This window comes from Bradyrhizobium sp. OK095 (assembly GCF_900109945.1).
In the GTDB taxonomy this organism is placed as follows: Bacteria; Pseudomonadota; Alphaproteobacteria; order Rhizobiales; family Xanthobacteraceae; genus Bradyrhizobium.
Genome location: NZ_FOBX01000011.1, coordinates 37,160 through 54,091, shown reverse-complemented (window position 1 = coordinate 54,091; position 16,932 = coordinate 37,160). Strand labels below are relative to the sequence as shown.

12 protein-coding genes are annotated in these 16,932 nt (G+C 65.5%); 7 read left to right on the top strand and 5 right to left on the bottom strand.

What is annotated here, in order from left to right:
• The first annotated feature begins 139 nt into the window (after positions 1 to 139).
• From BMW89_RS26890 to BMW89_RS26875, 4 genes are all read left to right on the top strand, one after another.
• Positions 140 to 1,633 (top strand): caspase family protein, encoded by a 1,494-nt coding sequence (locus BMW89_RS26890; protein ID WP_092030629.1) that lies wholly within the window; start codon positions 140 to 142, stop codon positions 1,631 to 1,633.
• Positions 1,634 to 1,779: 146 nt separating this feature from the next.
• On the top strand, positions 1,780 to 2,454 hold the full coding sequence (locus tag BMW89_RS26885; protein ID WP_092030626.1) for an OmpA family protein: 675 nt from the start codon (positions 1,780 to 1,782) through the stop codon (positions 2,452 to 2,454).
• A gap of 158 nt (positions 2,455 to 2,612) precedes the next feature.
• Positions 2,613 to 3,542, top strand: coding sequence for an RND family efflux transporter (locus tag BMW89_RS26880; RefSeq protein ID WP_092030624.1), 930 nt, complete (start codon positions 2,613 to 2,615; stop codon positions 3,540 to 3,542).
• A complete protein-coding gene (locus tag BMW89_RS26875) occupies positions 3,542 to 6,706 on the top strand; it encodes an efflux RND transporter permease subunit (protein WP_092030621.1) in 3,165 nt (1,054 codons plus the stop codon). The genes BMW89_RS26880 and BMW89_RS26875 overlap by 1 nt, the downstream gene beginning before the upstream one ends.
• 110 nt (positions 6,707 to 6,816) lie before the next feature.
• Here the strand turns inward: BMW89_RS26875 and BMW89_RS26870 are convergent, their stop codons facing one another.
• Complete coding sequence (locus BMW89_RS26870) at positions 6,817 to 7,491, bottom strand: Crp/Fnr family transcriptional regulator (RefSeq protein WP_092030619.1); 675 nt, start codon at positions 7,489 to 7,491, stop codon at positions 6,817 to 6,819.
• Between the two features lie 235 nt (positions 7,492 to 7,726).
• Here BMW89_RS26870 and BMW89_RS26865 point away from each other — a divergent pair, with 235 nt between their 5' ends.
• The 3 genes from BMW89_RS26865 to BMW89_RS26855 all read left to right on the top strand — a co-directional run bounded on the left by BMW89_RS26865 (position 7,727) and on the right by BMW89_RS26855 (position 13,590).
• Positions 7,727 to 9,802, top strand: a complete 2,076-nt coding sequence (locus BMW89_RS26865; protein WP_092030617.1) for an AsmA family protein — start codon at positions 7,727 to 7,729, stop codon at positions 9,800 to 9,802.
• Positions 9,803 to 10,049: 247 nt separating this feature from the next.
• A complete protein-coding gene (locus tag BMW89_RS26860) occupies positions 10,050 to 12,497 on the top strand; it encodes an adenylate/guanylate cyclase domain-containing protein (protein ID WP_092030615.1) in 2,448 nt (815 codons plus the stop codon).
• Between the two features lie 226 nt (positions 12,498 to 12,723).
• A complete protein-coding gene (locus BMW89_RS26855) occupies positions 12,724 to 13,590 on the top strand; it encodes a hypothetical protein (RefSeq protein ID WP_092030612.1) in 867 nt (288 codons plus the stop codon).
• A 2-nt stretch (positions 13,591 to 13,592) separates the two neighbouring features.
• Here the strand turns inward: BMW89_RS26855 and BMW89_RS26850 are convergent, their stop codons facing one another.
• The 4 genes from BMW89_RS26850 to BMW89_RS26835 form a co-directional block, all read right to left on the bottom strand.
• The gene (locus BMW89_RS26850; RefSeq protein WP_092030610.1) at positions 13,593 to 14,006 is read right to left on the bottom strand and encodes a PIN domain-containing protein; all 414 of its coding nucleotides are present in this window, start codon (positions 14,004 to 14,006) and stop codon (positions 13,593 to 13,595) included.
• Positions 14,003 to 14,239, bottom strand: coding sequence for an AbrB/MazE/SpoVT family DNA-binding domain-containing protein (locus tag BMW89_RS26845; protein ID WP_092031014.1), 237 nt, complete (start codon positions 14,237 to 14,239; stop codon positions 14,003 to 14,005). Before BMW89_RS26845 ends, BMW89_RS26850 begins: the two co-directional genes overlap by 4 nt.
• A gap of 123 nt (positions 14,240 to 14,362) precedes the next feature.
• Positions 14,363 to 15,724, bottom strand: coding sequence for a Spy/CpxP family protein refolding chaperone (locus BMW89_RS26840; protein WP_244547694.1), 1,362 nt, complete (start codon positions 15,722 to 15,724; stop codon positions 14,363 to 14,365).
• A 100-nt stretch (positions 15,725 to 15,824) separates the two neighbouring features.
• A complete protein-coding gene (locus BMW89_RS26835; RefSeq protein WP_092030607.1) occupies positions 15,825 to 16,802 on the bottom strand; it encodes a LysM peptidoglycan-binding domain-containing protein in 978 nt (325 codons plus the stop codon).
• Positions 16,803 to 16,932 lie beyond the last annotated feature (130 nt).

The following is a 16,932-nucleotide window of genomic DNA, read 5'->3' as shown; positions in this document are numbered from 1 at the left end:
GCGGTCAATTGTCGCGATAACGCCTGAACTCCAAGCGGTTGACGCCTCCCTTCCCCGGTTTGATAATGCACATTGCGTAAGTTAAGGTCGCCGCGGCGCAAGCTGGTAACGGCGCCTTTTTGGCTGGACCGCGCTCATTATGAAAATTCGCTTCCTTTTTCTTCTGCCCTTGCTCGTTTCGCTCGTCCCGGCCACGCCATCCCTGGCCGCCGGCGACCGCTACGCGCTTGTCATCGGCAACGCCAAATATCCGGATGCGGACGCCCCGCTGAAGGAACCGCTCAATGACGCGCGCGACGTCGCCGACGAGCTCAAGCGCGACGGCTTTTCGGTCGAGATCAACGAGAACCTGACCGGCGACGGCATGCGCCGCGCCTTCGACAAGCTCTACGGCAAGATCAAGCCGGGGTCGGTGGCGCTGGTATTCTTCAGCGGCTTCGGCATCCAGTCGGCGCGCCAGAGCTATCTGCTGCCGGTCGACGCCCAGATCTGGACCGAATCCGACGTGCGCCGCGACGGCATCAGCCTCGAGACCGTTCTCGGCGAGCTCAACACCCGCGGCGCCGGCGTCAAGATCGCGCTGATCGACGCGTCCAGGCGCAACCCGTTCGAGCGCCGGTTCCGCAGCTTCTCGGCCGGCCTGACGCCCGTCATCGCGCCGAACGGCACGCTGGTGATGTATTCGGCAGCGCTGGCCTCGGTGGTGTCGGATGCCGGCGGCGAGCACAGCCTGTTCGTCCAGGAGCTGCTCAAGGAGATCCGCGTCCCCGACCTGATGGCCGAGGAGACGCTGAACCGCACCAAGATGGGCGTCACCCGCGCCTCGCGCGGCGAGCAGGTGCCGTGGATATCCTCTTCATTGGCCGAAGATTTCTCGTTCATTCCGGGTGCCGCCGGGTCGCGCCCTTCAGCGGCGGCACCGCCGCCTCCCGCGCCGCCGCCGGTCGTCGCCAACAACCCGCCGCCGGCACCACCATCACCGCCTCAGCCGTCGAAGCCGGCCGATACGGTTGCAGCTCCCGCACCTCCCCCGGCGCCGAAGCCGCAGGTCGAGGCCGCCTTGCCGCCGCCGGTGAAACCGGCCGAGCCCCCCCCCGCGCCGAGCATGGATAGCGGGCCGAACCCGGGCGTGCTGGCGGAAGACCCCACCATCAAGGGCCTGACGGCCAAGATCGCGGCCAATCCTGATGACGTGAACGCGCTGTACCGGCGCGGCCAGGTCTATGCCAGCAAGGGTGCCTATAACCTTGCGATCAAGGATTTCGACGAAACGCTCCGGATCAATTCGAAGGACGTCGAGGCGCTCAACAACCGCTGCTGGACCCGCACCGTGATCGGCGACCTCCAGGGCGCGCTGAAGGATTGCAACGAGGCGCTGCGGCTGCGCCCGAACTTCGTCGATGCGCTGGATAGCCGCGGGCTCGTCAATCTGAAATCGGGCGCGGTCAAGAACGCGATCTCCGATTTCGACGCGGCCTTGCGGATCAACCCGCGCCTGACCTCTTCGCTCTATGGACGGGGAATCGCCAAGCAGCGTAACGGCTCCGCCCCGGAAGGGGCACTGGACATCGCCAATGCCAAGGCGATGGACCCGAACATCGTTCAGGAATTCGCAAGCTACGGAGTACGCTAGTATTTTTTTGAGTTGAGGCCACAGGCGCCTCGAACCCTCGGCCGCCCGAGACAGACTAATGAACGGATGCCGCAGGCGGCCTTTCCGGGGGGCCTATTGCAGGATTTTTGGAACCAAGCAGGTTAGCTGCACAGGAGGGACTGGCAATGAGATTGGCTGCAAAAGGATTTACCGCGATCCTGTCCATCATCACCGTCAGCGCCGCTCTGTCGCTGACGATCCCGCCCGCATTCGCCGGCGATGACGGCAACAGCAAGAACGTCACCGAGGACGAGATCGTCCGCGCGCTGGCGCCGGCGCCGAAGAAGCCGCTGACCCGCGGCCTCTCGGTCGCCGCCCCTCAGGCCGATCCCGCCCCAAGCGCGGCCGAGACCAAGCTGATCCAGTCCGTGCGCGGCCGCTCGACCCGGTCGCTGTCGTCGACCGAGCGCGAGGAGATCGCTTCCGTCGCCAAGGACAAGCCGAACATCGATCTCGAGATCACCTTCGACTACAACTCGGCCAACATCAGCAACAAGTCGGTTGCCTCGGTCCAGGCGCTCGGCCGGGCGCTGACCAGTCCCGACCTGAAGGGCTCGACCTTCGTGGTCGCCGGCCACACTGACGCCGCCGGCGGCGAAGGCTACAATCAGGACCTGTCGGAGCGCCGCGCGGATTCGATCAAGCGCTATTTGGTCGAGAAGTACAGCATCACGGCAACCGATCTCGTCACCGTCGGCTACGGCAAGAGCAAGCTGAAGGATCCGAGCCAGCCGATGGCGGAGGTCAATCGCCGCGTGCAGGTCGTCAACATGGAAAACAAGACCACCGCATCGAAGTAAGCACGACGCAATCGTTTGAAGTCCCCCGTCGTGATGTGGTGTAAAGTCATGCTTCCAAAGCGCGTCCCGCAGCCTTGCGGGACGCTGCTTTGTTTCAGGGAAATGCTCTCAGCGGGCCTCGTGCGGACGGCCGTGAGCCAGGCCAGGATGATCCGGCGATGAACCTCTCCGACTATCTCAAGCCGGCCGGAACCGTGGTCTTCGTCGTGGCCCTCGGCGTCGGCTATTACCTGTTCGAGCATCGGCATCGGCCCGAGGCGAAGGAAACGCCGGGCGAGGCGCTCGTCATCGTGACGAAGTCGACCAATGCCTGCTTTTCCGACCTCGTCCGCGTGACCGGTTTCTTCGTGCCCCGCCGCGAGGCCGTGGTCGTCGCCGACCAGGAGGGATCCAGGGTCACCGATCTCTTCGTCACCGAAGGCACCATGGTCACCGACAATCAAGAGCTGGCGCGCCTGACGGCGCCGCCGCAGATCCCGGGCCAGCCGCAGCGACCCGGTCCGCAAGGCCCGGTCTCGCTGAAGGCGCCTGCGCCGGGCCTCGTCACCGAGGTGCGCACCATCGTCGGCGCGCCCGCTTCACCGCAGGCCGGCCCGATGTTCCGCATCGCCGTCAACAACGAGATCGAGCTCGACGCCCAGGTCCCGGCCGTGCACATGCCCAAGCTCAGCGCCGGCGCGACCGTGCGCATCAGCCGCGACGACGCGCCCGATCTGATCGGACGGGTCCGGCTGGTCGCGCCCGAAATCGACCGCGCAACGCAGCTCGGCCGCGTCCGCATCAGCGTCACCAACAATCCCTCGCTGAAGGTCGGCGTATTCGCCCGTGCCTCCATCGATGCCAAGCGAAGCTGCGGCGTCGCGGTTCCCAAGACCGCCATCGACCATCTCACCGTGCAGGTCGTCAAAGGCAATACGGTTGAAACGCGCAAGGTGCGGGTCGGCCTGACGTCCGACAGCGCAACGGAAATCCTGGAAGGCCTCGACGTCGGCGAAATCGTCGTGGCCGACGCCGGCTCTTCGCTCCATGACGGCGACCAGATCAAGACCATGTTCGCCGATGAACTCGATCGCACGCGGGTACGCTGATGGCTCTCAATATCTCGGCATGGTCGATCCGGAATCCGCTGCCGTCGGTGGTCTTTTCGATCATCCTCCTGATCCTCGGTTGGACCTCCTTCAGCAAGCTCGCGATCACGCGACTGCCTTCGGCCGACATTCCCGTGATCTCGGTCGCGGTGTCGCAGTTCGGCGCCGCGCCGACCGAGCTCGAATCCCAGGTCACCAAGACGGTTGAGGACGCCGTCTCAGGCGTCGAGGGCGTCAGGCACATCACCTCGCAGATTACCGACGGCCTGTCGGTTACCACCATCCAGTTCGCGCTGGAGACCAACACCGACCGCGCGCTCAACGACATCAAGGACGCGGTGACGCGCGTCCGCTCCAACCTGCCGCAGAACGTCACCGAGCCCCTGATCCAGCGCGTCGACGTCATCGGCCTGCCGATTGTCACCTATGCCGCGATCTCGCCGGGCAAGACACCGGAGCAGCTGTCCTATTTCGTCGACGATGTGGTCAAGCGCGCGCTTCAGGGCGTCCGCGGCGTCGCCCAGGTCGAGCGCATCGGCGGTGTCGAGCGCGAGATCCTGGTCTCGCTCGATCCCGATCGGCTCCAGGCCATGGGCCTCACTGCCGTCAATGTCAGCCAGAGCCTGCGCGGCACCAATGTCGACGTCGCCGGCGGCCGCGCCGAAATCGGCAAGAACGACCAGGCGATCCGGACGCTCGCAGGCGCCAAGACGCTGGGCGATCTCGCCGGCACCATGATCCCGCTATTCGGCGGCGGCGAGGTCCGGCTCGACGATCTCGGCACCGTCACCGACACCATCGCGGACCGCCGCACCTTCGCCCGCTTCAATGGCGAGCCGATCGTCGCGCTCGGCATCAAGCGCTCCAAAGGCGCCAGCGACGTGAAGGTCGCCGAGGCCGTGCAGAAGCGCATCGACACGCTGAAAGCCGCCTATCCCGACGTCGATCTCAAGGTGATCGACACCTCGGTCGAGTACACCAAGGGCAATTACGAAGCGGCGATCTCGACCCTGTTCGAAGGCGCCATCCTCGCCGTCGTCATCGTGCTGCTGTTCCTGCGCGATTTGCGCGCCACCATCATCGCCGCGATCTCGCTGCCGCTGTCGATCTTCCCGGCATTCTGGGCGATGGACTTCCTCGGCTTCTCACTCAACCTCGTCAGCTTCCTCGCCATCACGCTGTCGACAGGCATCCTCGTCGACGACGCCATCGTCGAGATCGAGAACATCGTCCGGCACATGAACATGGGCAAGTCGCCCTACCGTGCCGCCCTGGAAGCCGCCGACGAGATCGGCCTCGCGGTCATCGCGATCTCGCTGACCATCATCGCGATCTTCGCCCCTGCGAGCTTCATGTCCGGCATCGCCGGACAGTTCTTCAAGCAGTTCGGCATCACCGTCTCGGTGCAGGTGTTCTTCTCGCTACTCGCGGCGCGCTTCGTCACGCCGGTGCTCGCTGCCTACTTCCTCAAGCATGGCAATCACGAGGAGCCGCCGCCCGGCCGCGTGCTAAGGTCCTATCACCGGATCGTCGCCTGGTCGGTGAAACACTATTTCATCACGGTGCTGATCGGCTTCGGCGTCTTTGCTGCATCGATCTGGAGCATCACGCTGCTGCCGCAAGGCTTCCTTCCGGCGCAGGACAGCTCGCGCTCGCTGGTTGCCCTCGAGCTGCCGCCGGGCACGCAGCTCGGCTACACAGAAAAGGTCACCGAGGACATCGTCGCGCGCCTGCGCAAGCGGTCCGAGGTCAAGAGCATCTTCGTCGACGGCGGCCGCGTACCACCGGGCACCCAGGAAGTCAGGCGCGCCGCCCTGATCATCAACTACGTTCCCAAGGCCGATCGCGACATCACCCAGCGCGAGCTCGAATTCTCGATCAGCAAGGAACTGGAGAACGTCCCCGACGTCCGCTTCTGGTTCCTCGACGAGAACGGACTGCGCGCGATCGCGCTCGTGGTCACCGGCGCCGACGCCAACATCGTCAATAACGTCGCGAGCGAACTCGCGACTCAGATGAAGCGGATTCCGACGATTTCCAACGTGATCTCGGAAACCTCGCTGGAGCGCCCGGAGCTGCGGGTCCAGCCGCGCGCCGATCTCGCCGCGCGGCTCGGCGTCTCGACCGAGAGTCTGTCACAGACCATCCGCGTCGCCACCATCGGCGACGTCGGCCCCGCGCTCGCCAAGTTCGACGTCGGCGACCGGCTGGTGCCGATCCGCGTTCAGCTCGAGGATGCCGCGCGCGGCAATCTGAAGACGCTCGAGCAGCTGCGCGTACCGCTCGGCGAGCATGGCGAGAAGGGCGGCGTGCCGCTCTCAGTGATCGCCGACGTCAAGCTCGACCAGGGTCCGACCAGCATCAACCGCTACGACCGCGAGCGGCAGGCCACCGTCGCGGCCGACCTCGTCGGCTCCGCCGCGCTCGGCGATGCCACCAGGATGATCGACGATCTGCCGGTGAAGAAGAGCTTGCCGCCGGGCGTGAAGGTCAATCCCTCCGGCGACGCCGAAAGTCTGGCCGAGCTGTCGGGTGGTTTCGCGACCGCGATCACGGCGGGCTTGATGATGGTCTATGCGGTGCTGGTACTCTTGTTCGGTACCTTCCTCCAGCCGATCACCATCCTGTTCTCGCTGCCGCTGTCGATTGGCGGCGCGATCGCGGCGCTGCTCATCACCGGCAAGCAGCTCACCACGCCGGTCTGGATCGGCATCCTGATGCTGATGGGCATCGTCACCAAGAACGCGATCATGCTGGTAGAATTCGCGATCGAGGCGATCCACGCCGGCAAGCCGCGCGACGAAGCCATGATCGACGCCGGCATGAAGCGCGCCCGCCCGATCGTGATGACCACGATCGCGATGGCCGCGGGCATGATGCCAAGCGCGCTCGCGGTCGGCGCCGGCGGCGAGTTCCGCTCGCCGATGGCGCTTGCGGTGATCGGCGGCCTGATCTTCTCGACCATCCTGTCGCTGGTGTTCGTGCCCGCGATGTTCATGGTGATGGATGATCTCGGCGCCCTGATCTGGCGCTTCGGCAAGCGGCTGGTGGTACACAGCGAGGATGCGGAGACGGACGGTCATCACGGAGCGGCGCCTTCCGCCGCAACGCCCACGGAGGCAGCGCCGATACCGAGGAACGTCGTCCATCCTGCGGCGGAGTAGACAGTCGCTGGGAATCTCGGGCTACATCGTCCGATACGTCGTCGCTCCAGAGACAGACGACATTCTCATTACGCGGATCTGGCACGGTCGCGAGACACGCATCTGACGTCCTATTCGTTCCGCGCGATCGCCGTCAGCTTGGTCATGTTCCGCAACAGGATGCGGCCACGCTGGAGATCGAGGATCGCCTCCTTGCGCCAGGCCTGAAGCTGGCGATTGACGCTCTCGCGGGCGGCGCCGACGAAGACGCCGAGCTGCTCCTGCGAGATGTGCACCTCGGAGCCGAAATCGGCGGCGAGCGCGCAGAGCCGCCGCGCCAGGCGAACCGGCAGCGGCTGCAACATGGATTCTTCCATGCGCTCGCTCTGCCAGCGGATGCGCTGGCACAATAGTGCGATGATCTTGATCCCGACCTTCGGCTCGCGCTCGAGAAAGGCGAGAAAGTCTTCACGCCGCAGCACGAACAATTCACTGACTTCGCCTGCGGTGGCATCCGCGGTGCGGCTCTGGCCGTCCAGCACCGCGACCTCGCCGAACAGGTCGCCCGGGCCCATGAAGTTCAGGGTCAGCCGGCTGCCGTCCGAGACTCCCGTCTCGATGCGGACCTGGCCGCGGCGCACGCCGAACAGCGCGTCCCCGGCATCGCCCTTCTGGAACAGCACCTCGCCATTCCCCAGATGTTGGGTGTGGCAGAGATTGGACAGCCGCTGGAGCTCGTCCGTGCCGAGGTCGGCGAACATCGGGTTCATCTTTAGGATGACCGCAAATTCGGCCTGCTTGCTCATTTCAACTTCCTTGTGAACTTGCTTGTCAATTTCGTCGTCAAATCGCCTGGAACCATCAACATCAGGATCGCGTAAGACCGCGCCGGGGAAGTGTGTCATAAGTCACATAACTTTGCAGCACCCCCAGACTATTTTTGACCGCTTGGAGCGGCTTGCCGTCCCGGGATAAAGTCACGCGCAACGGGCGGGTCAGCGGCCGGGTTCGGCGCCATTCGTCCGTCGTTGGAAAGTCGACATGAGAGCAGTGAAATTTGCCGGCGCCGCGATCGCCGCAATCATCATCGTGATCGCGCTTCTGCTCGTGGTCGGGATCCCCTCGGGTTTCCTGACCTCGACGATTGCCGCGCGCGTCGAGAGCGCGACCGGCTATCGCCTGTCGATCGACGGCACCACCAAGGTCAGCCTGTGGCCGACGCTGAATGTCACCTTGAACGATCTGACGCTTGCCGACCCCAAGGACCGCAGCGGCATCACGCGCCTCACGATCGACAGCGTGCAAGCCGACATGTCGCTCTCGAGCGTGTGGTCGGGCAGCCCGAAGATCAGCGAGCTCGTCGTCACCCATCCCGTGCTCTACCAGCCGCTGCTGCGCGAGCGCCTGCCGAATGCGGGCGCCTCGTCGAAGCCGCTCGCGCTCGACGCCAATGGTGCGACCATCGACCGCGTCAAGGTCACCGACGGCGAGGTCGCCTTCGCGCGCCTGCGCGACCGCGTCGAGGGCCGCATCAGCGCCATCAACGCTGATGCAACCGTCGGCCGGGATCGCAAGGTCAACATAACAGGCACCGCGCGCGTCGGCGATCATCCGACCAAGTTCGACATCAAGGCGACGGCGCCGGCGCCGCCCGCCGATCGGCCGACCATCCCGGTGGATTTCGTCATCGACATGCCTGATGTGCTGAAGTCTCAGCTCGCAGGTCACGCCGAGATGCGGCTGAGCGGTGATCTCGTGATGATCAACGGCGTGAACGGCACGCTCGGCGATGGCGCTTTCAATGGCTGGGCTTCGGTCGACATCGCAAGCAAGCCTCTCGTGAAGGTCGATCTCGACTTCCAGCGGCTCACAATTCCGCTGGCCAAGTCGCCGGACGGCGCGGCCGGGCAACCCTGGAGCGATGCGCCGATTGACGTGTCCGGGCTCAATTATGTCGATGCGCAAGTCAGGATCTCCGCGAACGAGGCCGTGATCGGTGATGCACGACTTGCGCCACTGGCGCTCGACGCAAAACTCGCCGGCGGCGTGCTGAAGGCCGGCACCGCCAATCTCGGCGCCTATGGCGGCCAGGTCTCGGGCGAGGTGATTCTGGATGCGACCTCCGGCGCGCCGAGCTTTGCCATGCATTCCGATCTCGCCGGCGTGCGCGCGCTGCCGCTGCTGCAGGGCCTTGCCGAATTCGACCGGATCGACGGCAAGCTGCAAGCCAAGCTCGCATTGCGCAGTGCCGGCACCAGCCAGCGCGCGCTGATGGCGAACATGCAGGGCACCGCCTTCGTCAATTTCCAGGACGGCGCCATCCGCGGCATCAACGTCGCGCAGATGATCCGCTCGCTGACATCGGGCACGCTGTCCGGCTGGCAGGACACCCCAAACAACAGTCAGGAGCAGAGCACGGATCTGTCGCAGCTCTCGGCCTCCTTCCGCATCGACAAGGGCCAGGCCGTGACGACCGATCTCAATCTGATCGGCCCGCTGGTGCGCGTCACCGGCGCCGGCACGATCGCACTCGACACCAAGATGATGGGCTTTCGCGTCGAGCCGAAGCTGGTGATGACGACGGAAGGTCAGGGTCGCACCTCCGACCCGGTCGGCTTCGGCATCCCCGTGATGATCACGGGCCCTTGGTCGCAGCCGCGGATCTATCCCGATATGGCCGGCATGCTCGACAACCCCGATGCCGCCTATGCCAAGCTCCGCGAGATGGGCAAGGGCCTGTTCGGCCCTGACGGCGCCGGACTCGGCAATATTTTGGGCAGCCTTGGTAACCTCGGACTGGGAGGTGCCGCCGCGCCGGGTGGCGGCAATGCAGCTGGCAATGCCAATCCGCAAACCCAGCAGCCGGGGCAGAACAATCCGCTCGGCGGCCCCTTGGGCGAGGCGATCGGCAATCTGATCCAGCAGGGGCTTTCCAGCGGCGCGGCAACCGGCACGGGCAATAACACGGGCACCGGGCGGAGCCGCAGCCTGCCGGCAACGTCCTCCACACCCGCGCCGCAGGCTTCGCCCGCACCCCCGGCCCAGGAGAACCCGCCGGTGGCGCAGCAGGACAGCCAGCCGATGAACGACGTGCTGCGGCAGCTCTTCAATCGATGATGGGCGGACCAACGCTCTGGACTCCACGCCAATCCCTTACATCGGCCTTCCTGTCCGCCGCTTCATCCGAACGGATGAGACTGCGACAATTCACCACCCGTCCGGCCCAACCGGCGTCCACGGCAGGTAACCAAGCCTGCCGGTCCACCGGTCCCAGGAAGGTCCCCTTTCCCAAATTATGGTAGAAGGACGGCTGGGCCCGTACGGCCCGTAGCGCCGGCGTCGATGGCGGCGCGAGAGGACCCTGATGGCGGGAGCGAACGACAAGACACGGTTTCTGCGCGAGGGCCTGTTTGCCAAATACGTCGTCTCCCTCGTCGGCCTCGTCGTGTTCGTGCTCGCCGTCAACGGCGCGATGGAGACCTGGATCTCCTACCGCGCCACCAAGACGTCCCTGACCGACGGACTGGAGGACAAGGCGCAGGCCGCCGCCCGGCGCATGGAGCAATCCGTCTCCGAGCTCGAGCGCCAGATCAGCTGGGTGACGACGGCCAGCCGGGACACGCTCGAGAAGCGCCGCGCCGACTACGCCCAGCTCTTGCAGCAGGTCTCGGTCGTCTCCCAATTGTTCCAGCTCAACGGTGACGGCCGCGAGGTGCTGCGCGTCTCGCGCCAGTCGACCACGACCGGCAGCAATGCCGATCTCTCCCGCGACATGCGCTTCACCGACACGGTTGCCCGCGGCGTCAGCTATGCGCCGGCCTATTTCGTCGACCAGAGGCCGATGATGTCGATCTCGGTGGCGCATTCCGGTTTCAATGCGGGCGTCACGGTGGCCGAGATCGATCTCAGCTTCCTCTCCGACTTCCTGTCCGACACCCAGGTCGGCAAGGCGGCCTTTGCCTATGTGGTCGATCCGCACGGCCGCGTGCTGGCGACGTCGTCGAAGGGACCCGATGTCGGCAAGGATCTTTCGAAGCTGCCGCAGGTGGCCGCCGCAATCGCGCCCGGCGGCGCGCCCGACACGTCAGGCACCGACTTCAACGGCCATTCGGTGCTATCAGCCGCGAGCACCGTACCGAAACTCGGCTGGAGCGTGCTGTTCGAGCAGCCGACCGCGCAGGCCCTGACGCCGATCCGGGATCAGCTGGTGCGCATCGCGCTGCTGATCGGCATGGGCCTGATGGTCGCGATCCTCGCCGGCACGCTGCTGGCGCGCCGCATGATCATCCCGATCACGGCGCTGCGCGACGGCGCGCACAAGCTCGGCGAAGGCGATTTCAACCACCGCATCGAGGTGCGCACCTCCGACGAGCTGGAAGATCTCGCCGGCCAGTTCAACCGCATGGCCGGCCAGCTCCAGGAAACCTATTCCAATCTCGAAACCAAGGTCGACGAGCGCACCCGCGATCTCGCGCAGTCGATCAACGAGCTCAAGGTTCTGGAAGAGGTCGGCCGCGCCGTTGCCTCCTCGCTCGATCTCAACGCCGTGCTGCCGACGATCGCGGCGCGCGCGATAGAGATCACCCAGGCCGATGCCGTGCTGATCTACGGCTATGACGCCGAGACGCGCCGCTTCAACCTGGTCGAATCCAACGGCATCGACAAATCGGCCGAGGGCGCGCATGTCACGATCGGCGACGGCGAGAACATTCTCAGTGATGCCGCCGCTCGCGGCGAGCCGATCGCGATTGCCGATCTCGACCAAGCCGCCGAACAGCCGCTGCGCGACGTCGCGGTCGATGCCGGCTTCCACTCGGTGCTGGTGGTGCCGCTGGTGGACCAGCAGGGCACGCTCGGCTCGCTGGTGGTGCTGCGCCGCGCCAGCGGCGAGTTCGCCGCCAGCATCATCGGGTTGATGCGCACCTTCGCCAACCAGGCGGTGCTGGCGATGCGCAATGCGCGGCTGTTCACCGAGGTCGACCACAAGAGCCACGCGCTGGAGGCGGCGCACGAGACCGTGCGCGCCCAGGCCGACAAGCTGAAGCAGCAGACCGAACAGCTCAAGGACTGGAACAAGTCGCTGGAGGAGCGCGTCGCGACCCAGCTCGGCGAAATCGAGCGCATTCGCAAGCTCGAGCGTTTCCTGGCGCCGCAGGTGGCGCAGCTGATCGCCTCCTCCGACAGCCCCGAGGGGCTGCTCACCAGCCAGCGCCGCGAGGTGACGGTGGTGTTCTGCGATTTGCGCGGCTTCACCGCGTTCACGGAAGCGACCGAGCCGGAAGAGGCGATGAACGTGCTGCGCGAATATCACGCCGCCCTCGGCAAGCTGATCTTCAAATATGAGGGCACGCTCGACAAATATGCCGGCGACGGCGTGATGATTCTGTTCAACGCGCCGATCCAGTTCGAGGACCACACAAAGCGCGCCGTGAAGATGGCGGTGGAGATGCGCGACACTATCGGTCCCTTGACCGAGCGCTGGCGCAACCGCGGGCATAGCCTCGGCTTCGGCATCGGCATTGCGGTCGGCTATGCCACGCTCGGCCAGGTCGGCTTCGAACAGCGGCTGGAATATGCCGCGATCGGCAGCGTCACCAACCTCGCCTCCCGCCTCTGCGGCGAGGCCAAGGCCGACCAGATCGTGGTCAGCCGCCGCGTCTACGGCATCGTCGAACCTTTCGTCGAAGCCCGGGCGCTGGACGATCTCCAGCTCAAGGGGTTCAATCATCCCGTGCTGGCGATGGAGATTTTGAGCTGGCACGACGACGCGGCGGACGTGGTGGATGCGTCGGTGGCAAGGCGGCGGGGGTAGGGGTCGAAACCAAAATTCGAAAACAACCCCATGCACAGTAGACAAGGCACTGGCTGGCCTCGCGAATCTCCGAGCGCTGCGGATTTTACGAATTTCCGTTGACGCGTCGGGCAAAACACTGGCAGAATGGCATCATCCCCCCGACCCGTCGTACGAACCACATCCCCCCTCCTTGCGACTAACGATCGCCTCAACGGCGAGGCGGAAGTTCGGATGGGAGAGACCCGTGACGTTTGCCTTGCCTTCGCGCGCGTATGATTTGCAGATGCTGGACCGGCCCGCCGATCGCGTGCGTGACCAGGGCTGGGTCTATGGGCTGCCGCCTGGCATCAGCAGCGAGCAATGGCCGCTCGATCCCGTCACCGGTTTTCCGCTGATGCACGGTTTTACGCTAAAACTGCCGGAGGATTATCGCGTGCATGGCGAGGACATCGTCGCGGTGTCTTTCTTCGCCACTGCGCCCGACCACAATGACGGCGGCGCGCCCGATGATCCCGAGATCCGCGAGGCCGTGGCGGCGCGCCCCGCGCATCCGCGGCTGTCGCGCATGACCGACATTCTCGACTACGAATATGCCGCGCTGCTGCTCACCAAAACGGAATACGAGGGCGCGTTCGCGACGCCACCGGTGCCGCTTCCGTTGGCGACAGCCGATCGGCCGCGCTGGCTCGACGTCGGCGGCGCCTGCGCTTTCTTCGAGGCCGCCGCGCCTTACGCAAAGAAAATGTTTGCCTCATCGCCGCGCACCGATCTCAGCGAGACCCGCGCGATTGCGCTCGTCCCGCGCGCGAGCGATCCCAATGCCGGCAAGGGCCCGCAGGACGAGCACGCCAGCCGCAATTCGCCGACCGGCTATCAGCCGTTTTATTACTATGTCGGCGGCGTCCGGAGCCGCGACAATTTCCGCTTGCATGATTGGGGCAAGGACCACGCCCAGAATCATCTCGGCGGCACCATGCGGCCCTGCCAGGCGGTGCCCGAGATGAGCCCGTTCTACCTCGAGTTCGAGGAATATTTCGGCGGCTACAACTTTGGCGGCGGCAATGCGCAGCTCGACTTCAGGGATATGAAGTTCGACTGGGCGTGCGGGTGAGGCTACGGGTGCCCTGGCCCAATCCCGAGAAACGGATTGACGATGGAGAGCCCGGCGATGCTGCGGCCGTGCTGCATGTCCTCGGAGTAGAGCACGTCGCAGCCGGCCTCGATCGCCGCGGCCACGATCAGCGCGTCATAGAAGGCGAAGCCGTGATCCCGCGCTAGCGCGAGGGCGGCGCGGGTGGTCGCGGCCGCCAGCGGCAGAGCGGGTTCGAGCGCGTTGTCGACGTCGTCAAGAACGAGTTCGATATCGCGCCAGCTTCGATTGTCTTTCTTGCGCAATACATTCGTCAGTTCGTTCAGCACCTGCACGCTGATCGTGCCGCCCTCGGCGATGAGGTCTTGCGAGATGGTCGCCTTGGGGCCGGTCTGCTGGGCGTAAACGAGGATGTTGGTGTCAAGAAACGCGCTCACCGTTCGTTCGCCTCGTCGCGATCGAACTTGTAGTCGGCCGGCAAGGCCGGCCAGTTCCGCGCGCGCATGTTCTCGATTGCGCGCTGCCGCCGCTGCTCTTTGGTCTCGACCTCGATCGTGCCTTCGCGGGCGGCGACGACTTCCAGTTCGTCGCCCTCCTTGAGGCCGAGTTGATCGACCAGCGACTTCGGCAGGCGGACCGCAAGGCTGTTGCCCCATTTGGAAATCTGCATGGCATCCTCGATGATATACATAAAAATTTGTATATCATAATACGGATATCTTGCAACTGTCGGCTTTAAAACTGCAACCCACTCATCCAGTGGTTCAAGATCGTCGCGAGCGTTATATCAAACTCACGCGCCTCCCCGCTTCGGCCCCATCGCCTCAAACCCCGCCTTCTGCTCGTCACTGAGATCCGCCTCGAAATCGTCGAGCGCATCGCCAACGCCCTTGACCGCTTGCAGCATCGTCTCCAGCCGCGCCTTCACCGCAGCGAGGCGGGCCTGCGGTGTTGCGGCGGCCTTGGTCGGGCAGGCGCTGAGCGTCTCCATGGTGCGCAGCGTGGTGTCCTGGAGCACGTCGAGGCGCGCGCGGGCGGTGTCGTCGAGTTTTAGCGTGGACGCGATGTCGGCGACGGGCCATTGCTGCTGCACGAGCTGCTCATATTGGCGTTGCGCCTGCACATCATAGCGGGGATCCTTGTCCGGATCGCAGGCTGCTTCCGCCCGCGCGTCCTTGCGCTGGCCGGCTGCGAGCGCGGCGCGGCGCTCTTTTCCAAGCGGGTCTTGCGCCAGCGCATCGAGCCTGGCCTTCTGGCCGTCGTCGAGGAGATCGCCAAATTTTGCGAGCCGTGGCGCGATCGCATCCGTCGCCTTGATCATGGCTTCGAGACGCTCGCGCATCAGGCCGAGGCGATCCGCTGCGGTCGCGGGCACCTCTGTCGGGCAGGCCGCGCGAATGCTGTCGCGGGCAGAAAGCCAGGCGGCACTGAGATCGTCGAGCGCGGTGCGCTGCAATTCGCTCAGTTGCACGGCGGCGGCGATGCGATCGGCGGGAAAACCGGCGGGATCGCTGATATCGCAGATGTTCTGCGCCGATGGAATCTTTCGCGCACGCCGTCCTTGCGGGGCGGTGTAGGCGGCGAGCTCCGTGGCCGCATAGGGCGCGAAGATCGCGGCGTAGATGTCGCCATAGCCATAGAGCGAGATGCTGGTCGTATCGGCGAAGATCATCGCATTGGTGAGATCGTCATGCGCGAACGGCCAGAACACCGGGCCGGCCCAGCCATAGCTGCCGTCGGGATGACGCCACCAGCCCTGCGGGCGGCGGCCGCCGCGCCAGCCCGACAGCGCGACCTGCGCCGTGAGCGCCGCGCGCAGGATCATGGGATTGGCCGCCTGCTCGCGCTCGACGCCGCCGGGATATTGGCGAGGATCTTGCGACCGCAACGCGGCGGAACGGTAGCGCCCGCCGCGCACCGCCATGCGGGCATGGCGCAAGCGCGACATGCCGATCACGTGGCCGACGGCGAAGCGGGCAACGCCGAGCGGACCGCCGCGCAGGCCGAATTGTGCCTCGGCCCTGTCAGGCAGCAGCACTGCCAGAACCGCGAGGACAGCGCCTGATAGCACCAGCCCCATGCGTGATCTCGACATGACAACCGAGCTGACCACTTTTTGGCCCTCCTCCAGCACCGAGCGCGTACCTCGTCGCATGGAAATGACTCGGAACGGAACCAAAAGGTTCCGAGCGCACGACGGTCAAAGCGTCGCGAAAGGATAGCTTGAAATGCGCAGCCGCGAAGCTGCCCCAACGTCACTGCGACTTTTGCGGCAGCACCAGGGTCTGACCAGGATAGATCAGGTTTGGATTGTGGATCTTGTCGCGGTTGGCGTTGACGATCACCGCGTAGCGGGCGCCGTCGCCGTAGGCGAGCCGGCTGAGGGCCCACAGGCTGTCGCCACGGGAGATCACCCTGTTGCCACTCGTCTCCGCCGGTGCGTTGTTGAAAATGTCCACCGGCGAAGCCGATGCAACCGTCGTGGCCGCAGGCGCGACCGGCACACGCGCCATAGCTCTTGGCTTCGGTGCGCCCATCATTCTGGGCCGGGGCCTTTCCGGCACTGAGGCGAGATGCGGCGCCGGCAGCGACGCCACGACGTCCGATTTGTCGTCGGGCTTCTCAGCCTGCTTCGCGGCCGGCGCCGGGCGCGCGGGCGGCGGCGCGGCCTCGGCGATAGTCACCGGCATGGTGCGGGCGGACTGCGTGACGGTGCCGTCGGGCGCTTTCGCGCGCAGCGTCAGCTCGTAGGAGCCGGCGGGGAGCTGCGGCGGGGTCATCACGAACTGGCCGGAGGCATCGGCCACCACCGTGTCGAGCGGCTTGCCGTCGCGCAGCAGCTCGACCTTGGCGCCCGGCGCGGCCTGGCCGGCGATCACCGCGGCTTCGCCATGATCGTCGATGCGCCCCACGTCGAAACGAGGAGTGGAATCGGTCGCGGCGGCCGGCGGCTTGACCGGCACGAGATCGGCCAGCGCCGTGACCTGCTTCTGCGTCTCGGCCAGCGCATCAGCCTTCGGCGGGGCCGCGGCGAGCTTTGGCTCCGCCGGCTTGGCTTCGGCTTTGGGTTCGACCTTGGCTTCGGGCTTTGCCTCTGGCTTGGCCGCCGCAACGACCGCGGTCGTCTCCCCGCCCGGCAACAGGCGGCGGAGCTCGTTGGGACCGATCACCAGCACGGTGCCGACCAATGCGAGCAGACAGAATGCAATGAAGGCCTTGGAAGCGGTGATCATCAGACACGAACCTCAACGAACCTTGAACGAACCTTGCACATCAGCCGAGGCCGGCAAATTGCGCCGATTTGGCACCGGCAGCAAGACGGTCGAAGGGATGACCGCCCCTCAAATGAACCGGCACGGCCCG